Raw genomic sequence first — 10657 nt, 5'->3', positions numbered from 1 at the left:
CAGCCGCGAGTCTCGAGCGCTGACAGCAGACGCTCAGAGGGCCGAACCCCGCGCGCGCCAGCGCGCCAAAAAACACAGCACCTTCGCGGACGGGGTCACCTGGCTCGCCTTCATCATCGGGTCGCCCCGGGTGGGGTCGGTGAGGGAGTGACGTTGTTCGCGAAGGTGGGCAGGTGCCCTTGCTCGTGAAGGTGCTGTGTTTATTGGCGCGGCTTCGCCGCGCGGGGTTCGGCCCCCGAAGCGTCGCCTGTCAGCCCGCGATACTCGCGCCTGCGGCGCATTGTCTCGCGGGCTGACAGGCGACGCGGGCCGAACCCTTTGTGGGCCTCGCTGAACTCGGCGCCGGGAGGGTGGGACCGCCTCTGGGGAGTGGCCGGGTCCGGATGGGAACCGGGTGGTCGCGTTGGGTGGGAGGGCGCTAATACAGTCGCGGTATGCCGAGTTCTGCTGGTGCGGCTACGGCCGCCGGGTTGTGTGCGTTCATCGATGGGTCGCCGTCGCCGTTTCATGTCTGCCGGACCATGTCCGAGGAGTTGGAGGCTCGGGGGTTCACGCGGCTGGACGAGACACAAGTGTGGCCGGAGCAGGGTGGGCGATATTACATCGTGCGTGGGGGGTCGTTGGTGGCGTGGGCCGACCCGGACCGGGCGGGGCCGTTCCGGGTGGTGGGGGCGCATACCGACAGTCCGAATCTGCGGGTGAAACAGCATCCCGACCTGACCGTGGCGGGGTGGCGGCTGGTGCGGCTGGAACCGTACGGGGGCGCGTGGCTGAACTCGTGGCTCGATCGGGAGCTGGGGATTTCCGGACGGCTGAGTGTGCGGGAGGGGACGGGGCTGGGGGAGCGGCTGGTCCGGATCGACGATCCGATTCTGCGGGTGCCGCAACTGGCCATCCACCTGTCCGAGGACCGGCGCGGGGTGGCGCTGGATCCGCAGCGGCATGTGAACGCGATCTGGGGGGTGGGCAGTGAACCCGCGTCTTTCCTGGGATTCGTGGCCGAGTCGGCGGGGGTGGATCCCGCGGATGTGCTCGGGTGGGAGCTGATGACCCATGATCTGGCACCGAGCCGGGTGATCGGCGCGGCGCGTGATCTGATCAGCGCGCCGCGGCTGGACAATCAGGGCACCTGCTACGCGGGGCTGCGGGCATTCCTGGCCGCGGTGGACACCCCGGGCGCGGCGGTGCCGGTGCTGGCGGTCTTCGATCACGAGGAGGTCGGCAGTCAGTCGGACCGAGGTGCGCAATCGGAACTGCTGCCGACGGTGCTGGAGCGGATCGTGCTGGCGCGCGGTGGCGGCCGAGCCGATTTCCTGGCGGCGGTCGCGGGGTCGGTCTGCGCGTCGGGTGATATGGCCCACGCCACCCATCCGAACTATCCGGAGCGGCACGAACCCGCGCACGGGATCGAGATCAACGGCGGACCGGTGCTGAAGGTCAACCAGAATCTGCGGTACGCCACCGACGCGGTGGGGGCGGGGGCGTTCGCGCTGGCGTGTGCGCAGGCGGGTGTTCCGATGCAGCGCTATGTGCACCGCGCGGATCTGCCGTGCGGATCGACCATCGGCCCGATGACCGCCGCGCGCACCGGGATGCCGACGGTGGATATCGGCGCGCCGCAGCTGGCGATGCATTCGGCCCGGGAATTGATGGGTGCGACCGATATCACCTCGTACGCGGCGGCGCTGGCGGCGTTCCTCGCACCGCGGAGCTGATCCGGCGCCGGCCGCCCGGGCGATGGGGCCGGGGACGCGCCCGGCGCAGGTGAACGTAAGATTCGTGCTGGATCAAACCTGTCGGGGCCCCGCCGTCGAGGCCCCTCGTTCCGGCCCGACCCCGTATTCGCGACGACCCCGCGGCGAAGATGCCGATCCGATGACCCGTGGGGTGCGTACCGGAGGGCAGGGCGGCCGGAGCCCGCGCGCGCCGGCGCGCCAACCTACGAAAGGATCCTGGTAATCCCGTGACTGCTCAGGTCGATACGGTCGCCACCGCCGCCGCCACCCCGGATACGTCGCAGCCGTACGCCGAACTCGGTCTCAAGGACGACGAATACGCCCGGATCCGGGAAATTCTGGGTCGCCGGCCAACCGATGCCGAGCTGGCCATGTACTCGGTGATGTGGAGTGAGCACTGCTCCTACAAATCGTCCAAGGTGCATCTGCGCTATTTCGGCGAGACCACCACCGACGAGATGCGCGCCTCCATGCTGGCCGGGATCGGCGAGAACGCGGGTGTGGTCGATATCGGTGACGGCTGGGCGGTCACCTTCAAGGTGGAGAGCCACAACCACCCCTCCTACGTAGAGCCGTATCAGGGTGCCGCGACCGGTGTCGGCGGGATCGTCCGCGACATCATGGCGATGGGCGCGCGACCGATCGCGGTGATGGATCAGCTGCGTTTCGGCGCGGTGGATGCCGCCGATACCCGCCGGGTGCTCGACGGCGTGGTGCGCGGTGTGGGCGGCTACGGCAACTCCCTGGGACTGCCCAATATCGGCGGTGAAACGGTTTTCGATGCCTCCTATCAGGGCAATCCACTGGTGAACGCGCTGTGCGCGGGTGTGATGCGGGTGGAGGACCTGCATCTGGCCTTCGCTTCCGGCGCCGGTAACAAGATCATCCTTTTCGGTGCCCGCACCGGCCTGGACGGCATCGGCGGTGTCTCGGTACTGGCCTCGGACACCTTCTCCGGCGACGAATCGGGCACCGGGCGCAAGAAACTGCCGAGCGTGCAGGTGGGCGACCCGTTCACCGAAAAGGTCCTCATCGAATGCTGTCTGGAGCTCTACCACGCCGGACTGGTGGTGGGTATCCAGGACCTCGGCGGCGCCGGCCTGTCCTGCGCGACCTCCGAGCTGGCCGCCGCCGGTGACGGCGGGATGCGCATCGAACTGGACCGGGTCCCGCTGCGCGCCGCCGATATGACGCCGGCCGAGGTCCTGTCGAGCGAATCGCAGGAGCGGATGTGCGCGGTGGTGACGCCGGAGAACGTCGAGGCGTTCATGGCCGTCTGCGCGAAATGGGATGTGCTGGCCACGGTGATCGGCGAGGTCACCGATGGTGAGCGGCTGGTGGTCACCTGGAACGGCGAGACCGTGGTGGATGTGCCGCCGCGCACGGTGGCGCACGAGGGTCCGGTGTACGAGCGCCCGGTGCGGCGTCCCGACAGCCAGGACGCCCTCAACGCCGACACCCCCGACGAGCTGCCGCGACCGAAAACGGCCGAGGAACTGCGCGAGACCCTGCTGAAGATGGTGGCCAGCCCGCAGCTGTGCAGCCGCAAATGGATCACCGAGCAGTACGACCGCTACGTACGCGGTAACACCGTGCTCGCCGAATACGCCGACGCCGGCATGATCCGGGTGGACGAGGAGACCGGCCGCGGTATCGCGCTGGCGACCGACGCCTCCGGGCACTACACCAAACTCGACCCCTACACCGGCGCGCGGCTGGCCCTGGCCGAGGCGTACCGGAATGTGGCCAGCACCGGCGCCACCCCCAAGGCCGTGACGAACTGCCTGAACTTCGGCTCGCCGGAGGACCCGGCGGTCATGTGGCAGTTCCAGCAGGCCGTCCGCGGTCTCGCCGACGGCTGCGTGGAACTCGGTATCCCGGTGACCGGCGGCAATGTCAGCTTCTACAACCAGACCGGTGAGAACGCGATCCTGCCCACACCGGTGGTCGGTGTGCTCGGCGTCATCGACGATGTGCACCGCCGCATCCCCACCGGCCTGGGCCTGGAACCGGGGGAGACCCTGATCCTGCTGGGCGATACCCGCGACGAGTTCGGCGGGTCGGTATGGGCGCAGGTGGCGCACGGCCATCTCGGCGGCCTGCCGCCCCAGGTCGACTTCGCCCGCGAGAAGCTCCTCTCGGAGATACTCACCGCCGGTTCCCGGGACGGCATGATCAGCGCCGCCCACGATCTCTCCGAGGGCGGCCTGGCGCAGGCCGTCGTGGAGGCCGCGCTGGCCGGAGAGACAGGCTGCCGGGTACTGCTGCCGGAGGACGCCGACCCGTTCGTCATGCTCTTCTCCGAATCGGCCGGCCGGGTGCTGGTGGCCGTCCCGCGTTCGGAGGAGACCCGGTTCACCCGGATGTGCACGGCCCGGGAACTGCCCTGGGTGCGTATCGGCGTAGTGGACCAGGGTGCCGACTCCATCGAGGTCCAGGGCCAGTTCTCGGTGCCGATGGCCGAGCTGCGCGCCGCCCACGAAGGCACCCTGCCTGCCCTTTTCGGGGCCGGAGCCTGAGCCCGGAGGGCGTGTGCCACGCCGTCGGCGGCCCCGGCCGCCGCCCGTGACCGGCCGCGCCCTCCATACTGGTCTGGTGCTGGAAACCGCCGATACCGTGACGAGATTGCGGTCCCGGTGTGTCGCGGTGGTCCGGCGCACGGAACGGATCATCGACCTCAACTATGTGGGTCTGGTGGTCGCGACGGTGTTCTTCGCGCTGTCGGTCTCCCCGTCGCTGCTGCCGCGCGACTGGATGTTCCAGGGGCTGATCAGCGGTATCAACGCCGCGATCGGGTACGGCGTCGGCTGTCTGCTGGAGTGGATGTTCCGGTTGTGGATCCGGCCGCGGCTGCGCCGGATCCCGACACCGCCCACCTGGACCCGCTACGCGCTGAAATCGGCGGTCCTGCTCACCGCCGCGCTCAGCGCCGGGTACATGCTCGTGCAGTCCGCGCACTGGCAGCGTGAGCTCGCCGCGCTGATGGGGATGGAGGGCACCACCACCCCCGCGTATCTGCGCACCGGCGGGCTCAGTCTCACGGTCGGGATCCTGGTCGTGGCCTGTTACCGGACTCTGCGCGAGCTGACACTGTTCCTGGCCCGCGAACTCAACCGCTGGGTCCGCGTCCCTCGCGAACTCGCGCCGTCGGCGGGGTTCCTGCTGATGGTGCTGCTGCTGGTGACACTGTTCAACGGCGTCGCCGGCCGCGCGTTCTTCGCCGTCGCGAATTCCGCGTTCAGCGTCCGCAACGACAATCGTTCCGAGTACGCCCTCCAGCCCGAACTGCCGCAACGGTCGGGCAGCCCGGATTCCCTGGCTCCCTGGAACACGCTCGGATTCGAGGGCCGCTGGTTCGTCTCGCACGGGCCGAGCGCCGAGCGGATCGCCCGGGTCACCGGCCGGCCCGCGCGGGAACCGGTCCGGGCCTATGTGGGGCTGGAATCGGTCGAGGACACCGACCGGACCCAGGCCGAGCTGGCGGTCGCCGAACTCGAACGTACCGGCGCCTTCGACCGCGAGGTACTGGTGGTGGTCACCACCACCGGTACCGGGTGGGTGAACTCGATGGCCGCCAACGCGATCGAATACATGTACGCCGGCGATTCGGCGATCGTCGCCACCCAGTACTCCTATCTCCCCAGCGCGCTGTCCTTCCTGGCCGACCGGGAGAAGGTCGCGGCGTCGGGCCGTGAGTTGTTCGACGCGGTCTACGACAGAGTCCGCGCCCGGCCGGTCGGCGACCGGCCGAAACTGCTGGTGTACGGGGAGAGTCTGGGCTCGCAGGGATCGGAGTCCGCGTTCGACGGGCTCGCGGATCTGCGGGAGAAGGTCGACGGCGCGCTGTGGGTGGGCCCGCCCAACTCCAACCGGCTGTGGCAGCAGTTCGTCAGCCGCCGCGATCCGGGTTCACCCGAGACCGCGCCCGTCTACGCGGATGGCCTGGTGATCCGATTCGCCGCCGGCCGTGACGATCTGTCCCGTCCGGGCCCGGAATGGCGGGCGCCGCGCATCGCCTACCTGCAGCATGCCTCCGATCCGATCGTCTGGTGGTCACCGGATCTGGCTCTCACCCGGCCGGACTGGCTGTCCGAACCGCGTGGCAGCGATGTCACACCGCGGATGCGCTGGGCGCCGCTGGTGACCTTCTGGCAGGTGTCCGCCGATCTCACCAACGCCCAGGGCGTCCGCGACGGACACGGTCACCGCTACGGCAGCCTGGTGATGGACGGCTGGGCGGCCGTGGCCCAGCCGCCGGGCTGGAATCCCGGACTGGCCGAGCGGATCCGGCTGGAGATCGAGGCCTATGAGGCCTATGAGCGCGAGGTCAAATGAGGTTCCGGGTGCCGCTCGCCGTGGCGTTGCCACTGCTGTGGAACAACTGGCTGCTGCCGCGGACCCGGTTGGATCATCGCGGCCGCACGCTCGCCAACGCGCTGGCCGCGACCGGGTACGCGGTGGCGTTCCACGGTCGTCCGAACTGGGGGTCCGGGCGCGGTCTGCGCGTCGGAATCGGCTGCGCCGCAGTGGTCGCGACGGGGTACGCGCTGGCCTACCGTCTGCCTCCGGTGCGGCGGGCGGCCGGTGGCGGTGGTGACCGCGGCGGCGAGGTGGGTACGGCGGAGTGGGTCGCGGTCCATATTCCGCTCGGCACCGTCTACGCCGAGGAGCTGATCTTCCGCGCCACCCTGGACCCGCTGCTGGACACCGCATTCGGCGCCGGGGCGGGATTACCGGCCGGGGCGGCGGTCTTCGGGCTCTGGCATATCCATCCCGCCCGCGTCGCGGGCGACAGCGTGGCCGCGACCGTGGCATTCACCGGCGTCTCCGGGCTGCTGTTCGGCGCGTTGGCCCGGTGCGCCGGCAGTGCCACCGCGCCCGCGCTGCTGCACTGGGCGGTCAACGCCGGTGGTGCCCTGCTCGCGCGGAAAGCCGCTGCGCGAGTGGCATTCACTGGGCGCGAGCCCGCCGATGATGACAAACTGCGCCGGTGAGGTTGATCGACAGCGACGGATACGGTGTGGAGCTCTCTGTTGCCGGATATCAGTTTCCGGACCATATCGATCCGCGAATCCGGTACGGCTGGCTGGTGATCGCGGGCACCGCGAACTGCCCGGAGGGCAACTGGTCGTTCCGCTGGCAGGCGCTGACGCTGGACGAATCGGTGGAATTGGCCGATTGGCTGAAACGTATCGCCGCCGAGGCGGAACCCGACGGTGAACCGGCGGCCGGCCCGGCCCGGCTGGCCTTCACCGAACCCAACCTGGGTTTCACCGCGACCCGCAGCGGCGACGCCGTCGAACTGGCGATCGCGCTGAACCTGGAGTTCTCGCCACCCTGGGATCGGCGCACCGACGGTGATTCCCCCTTCGTCGTCACCGTGCGCCCGGCGCCCGCCGATATCGCGACCGCGGCCAAGGAACTGGGCGCCGAGGTCGACGGTTATCTGCCGCCCGGCGGCCGGATACCCGGTCGCGGCTGGTGACCGCGGTCCGGCCGGCGCCGCGGGTGATATCTCCCACGTTGCGCACGGACGGGTCCCGGGCTTATGAGCACCACGCCGACGGGCGGTCCGCGCCGTCGATCAGGCAATAGCGCCGGCCGCTGCGGTCGCTCCCACCCGTCCGCATTTCGGCAGGTGAAAGGGGCGTTAACTGCGGCCGAGCGTTTGCTGAACACCGCCGGGCCGCGGTGCGCTACGCCGTGGCGACCGCGATCCGCCCGGCGTGTCGCCGCTTGCCACCGGACTGCCGGTCCGGTGCCACTCGCGCGCCGGACACCCGTAGACTGTCGGTTGCCCCCAACACCCGCCCGACCAGGGAGCATACGGTGACCCACGCCGATCAACCGGCTGCCAGCAATCCCACCGCAACCGACGAGACGGAGAACCCGCCCCGGGAGGAGTGCGGAGTCTTCGGAGTCTGGGCTCCTGGTGAGGACGTGGCCAAGCTCACCTACTACGGCCTGTATGCGCTGCAACACCGTGGCCAGGAGGCGGCCGGTATCGCCGTCTCCGACGGTTCACAGGTGCTGGTGTTCAAGGATCTCGGTCTGGTCAGTCAGGTATTCGACGAGCAAACGCTGGCCGCCATGCCGGGCCACGTCGCCGTCGGCCACTGCCGATACTCCACCACCGGCGCGACGACCTGGGAAAACGCACAACCGATCTTCCGGACCACCGCGGTCGGTTCCGGGCTCGCGCTCGGGCACAACGGCAATCTGGTCAATACCGCGGAGCTCGCCGACCGGGCCCGGGAACTCGGCCTGGTCGCCGGACCGGGGCGCCCCGGTTCGGTGTCGGCCACCTCCGATTCCGATGTCATGACCGCGCTGCTCGCGCACGCCGCCGCGGACTCCAGCATCGAGCAGGCGGCCATGGAGCTGCTGCCCACCGTCCGCGGCGCCTTCTGCCTCACCTTCATGGACGAACACACCCTCTACGCCGCCCGTGACCCGCACGGCGTCCGGCCGCTGGTGCTGGGCCGGCTGGAACGCGGCTGGGTGGTTGCCAGTGAGACCGCGGCCCTCGATATCGTCGGCGCCTCCTTCGTCCGCGAGATCGAACCCGGTGAACTGCTGGCCATCGATGCCGACGGGGTACGTTCGCTGCGCTTCGCCAATCCCGAACCCAAGGGTTGCGTGTTCGAGTACGTCTACCTGGCCCGCCCCGACAGCCATATCTCCGGTCGTTCCGTACACGCCACCCGGGTGGAGATCGGCCGCCGGCTCGCCGGCGAACACCCGGTCGACGCCGACCTGGTGATCCCCGTCCCCGAATCCGGAACCCCGGCCGCGGTCGGCTACGCGCAGGGTTCGGGCCTGCCCTACGGGCAGGGCCTGATGAAGAACGCCTACGTCGGCCGCACCTTCATCCAGCCCAGCCAGACCATCCGCCAGCTCGGTATCCGGCTGAAACTCAATCCGCTGCGCGAAGTCATCCGCGGTAAACGGCTCATCGTCGTCGACGACTCCATCGTTCGCGGCAACACCCAGCGGGCACTCATCCGGATGCTGCGCGAAGCCGGGGCGCTCGAGATCCACGTCCGTATCGCCTCCCCGCCGGTGAAATGGCCCTGCTTCTACGGGATCGACTTCGCATCCCGGGCCGAACTGGTCGCCAACAACGCCGGAACCGATCCGGACGGCCCGGGCGGACCCGCCGATTCCGCCGCCGTCCGCGAAATGGTGGAGGGCGTGCGCCGCTCCATCGGCGCCGACACCCTCGGCTATATCTCCCTGGAGGGCATGGTCGCCGCCACCGAACAGCCGCGGAGCCGGCTGTGCTGTGCGTGTTTCGACGGCAACTATCCGATCCCGCTGCCCACCGAGGCAGCGATCGGCAAGAACCTCCTGGAATTCGGCGGGCGCTCGCACAGCCGGGTACTCACCGAGAACGCGAACGCCAGCGCGCTCAGCCGGCCGTGATCCGGCCGGTCGGCCGCCGTTGCACGTGTCCGGCGCCACGAGGCGGGTTCGACACACATGGGGGTACCGGCCCCACGCGCGCGGGTACGCCAATACACTCAGCTCAGCAGGTAAATCGTCCCGCGGATTCGGTTTGGAGCTTTCCCCGACAATGACTGAGCAGAACGCCACCGGTGCCGGTGCCTCCTATGCCGCAGCAGGTGTGGATATCGAGGCCGGTGACCGGGCCGTCGAGTTGTTCGCCCCGCTCGCGCGCAAGGCCAGCCGCCCCGAGGTGCAGGGCGGGCTCGGTGGCTTCGCCGGGCTGTTCGCATTGAAGAAGAGCTACCGGGAACCGCTGCTCGCCTCCTCCACCGACGGCGTCGGCACCAAGATCGCGGTCGCCCAGGCCCTGGACAAACACGACACCGTCGGCCTGGACCTGGTCGCGATGGTGGTCGACGACCTGGTGGTCTGCGGTGCCGAACCGTTGTTCCTGCAGGATTACATCGCCGTCGGCAAAGTCGTGCCGGAACGGGTCGCCGAGCTCGTCTCCGGTATCGCCGACGGCTGCGTCCGCGCCGGCTGCGCGCTGCTCGGCGGCGAGACCGCGGAACATCCCGGCATGATGGGCGCCGACGACTACGACCTCTCGGCCACCGGCGTCGGCGTGGTCGAGGCCGACGAACTGCTCGGCCCGGACCGCGTCCGCCCCGGCGACGTCGTGATCGCCATGGGCTCCTCCGGCCTGCACTCCAACGGCTACAGCCTGGCCCGCAAGGTGCTGCTCGAGATCGACCGGATGTCGCTGACCGGGCATGTGGAGGAATTCGGCCGCACCCTCGGCGAAGAGCTGCTCGAGCCCACCCGCATCTACGCCAAGGACTGCCTCGCGCTCATCGCCGAAACCGATGTCCGCACCTTCTCCCACATCACCGGCGGCGGCCTGGCCGCGAACCTGGCCCGCGTACTGCCCCCCGGCCTCGTCGCCGAACTCGACCGCGGCACCTGGAACCCGGCGCCGGTCTTCAAGATGATCGCCCAGCGCGGCCGGGTGGAGCGCGAGGAAATGGAGAAAACCTTCAACATGGGTGTCGGGATGGTCGCGGTGGTGGCCCCCGAAGACGTCGACCGCGCCCTGGCCGTCCTCACCGCCCGGCACATCGAATGCTGGACCCTGGGCAGCCTGAAGAAGGCCAAGGACGCAGACGCGCCCCGCGCCGTCCTACTGGGAGACCACCCGCGCTTCTGAAGGTTTGGAGCGATCCCTCCGCGAACGGTGAGTTCGGGGGGTGCCGCTCCGCGGAGGCGGTTCGGCTGTGCTCGTCCGCGGAGGTGAGTTCGGGGTGACCCCTTCGCGAAGTGTGAGTTCGGGGTAACCCCTTCGCGAAGGTGAGTTGGGATGTGCCCCCTTCGCGGAGGTGAGTTGGGATGTGCCCCCTTCGCGAAGGGTGGGGCTGTGATTTTGGAGCGGCTCCGCCGCTCGAGGGTGGGGCCCCGGGGGGCCCGGTTCTTCA

At 69.6% G+C, this 10657-nt stretch carries 7 protein-coding genes; all 7 read left to right on the top strand.

Going from position 1 to position 10657, the window contains the following annotated elements; all coding sequences use genetic code 11:
• Nucleotides 1-434: 434 nt before the first annotated feature.
• Complete coding sequence (locus ACWDU1_RS22445; protein ID WP_450001221.1) at nucleotides 435-1715, top strand: M18 family aminopeptidase; 1281 nt, start codon at nucleotides 435-437, stop codon at nucleotides 1713-1715.
• A gap of 248 nt (nucleotides 1716-1963) precedes the next feature.
• Entirely contained in the window at nucleotides 1964-4255 is a 2292-nt protein-coding gene (gene purL, locus ACWDU1_RS22440) for a phosphoribosylformylglycinamidine synthase subunit PurL (RefSeq protein WP_450001219.1), read from the top strand.
• A gap of 76 nt (nucleotides 4256-4331) precedes the next feature.
• Nucleotides 4332-6071, top strand: coding sequence for an alpha/beta hydrolase (locus tag ACWDU1_RS22435; protein WP_450001217.1), 1740 nt, complete (start codon nucleotides 4332-4334; stop codon nucleotides 6069-6071).
• Nucleotides 6072-6079: 8 nt separating this feature from the next.
• Complete coding sequence (locus ACWDU1_RS22430) at nucleotides 6080-6730, top strand: CPBP family intramembrane glutamic endopeptidase (RefSeq protein WP_450001215.1); 651 nt, start codon at nucleotides 6080-6082, stop codon at nucleotides 6728-6730.
• Nucleotides 6727-7221 carry a WapI family immunity protein gene (locus tag ACWDU1_RS22425; protein WP_450001213.1) on the top strand — a complete coding sequence of 165 codons (495 nt, stop codon included), beginning with the start codon at nucleotides 6727-6729 and terminating at the stop codon, nucleotides 7219-7221. Before ACWDU1_RS22430 ends, ACWDU1_RS22425 begins: the two co-directional genes overlap by 4 nt.
• 344 nt (nucleotides 7222-7565) lie before the next feature.
• On the top strand, nucleotides 7566-9161 hold the full coding sequence (purF, locus tag ACWDU1_RS22420) for an amidophosphoribosyltransferase (protein WP_450001211.1): 1596 nt from the start codon (nucleotides 7566-7568) through the stop codon (nucleotides 9159-9161).
• 151 nt (nucleotides 9162-9312) lie between these two features.
• Nucleotides 9313-10392, top strand: a complete 1080-nt coding sequence (gene purM / locus ACWDU1_RS22415) for a phosphoribosylformylglycinamidine cyclo-ligase (RefSeq protein WP_450001209.1) — start codon at nucleotides 9313-9315, stop codon at nucleotides 10390-10392.
• The last annotated feature ends 265 nt before the right edge of the window (nucleotides 10393-10657 follow it).

The sequence above is a fragment of the Nocardia sp. NPDC003345 genome (genome assembly GCF_053589395.1).
Note: the sequence above shows the minus strand (reverse complement) of the source record. Positions and strands in the feature narration are given on the sequence as shown.

Bases quoted from the DNA above. Each gene is read 5' to 3' on its own strand.
- ACWDU1_RS22445 (WP_450001221.1), top strand. From the start codon at position 435: ATGCCGAGTTCTGCTGGTGCGGCTACGGCCGCCGGGTTGTGTGCGTTC.
- purM (WP_450001209.1), top strand. From the start codon at position 9,313: ATGACTGAGCAGAACGCCACCGGTGCCGGTGCCTCCTATGCCGCAGCA.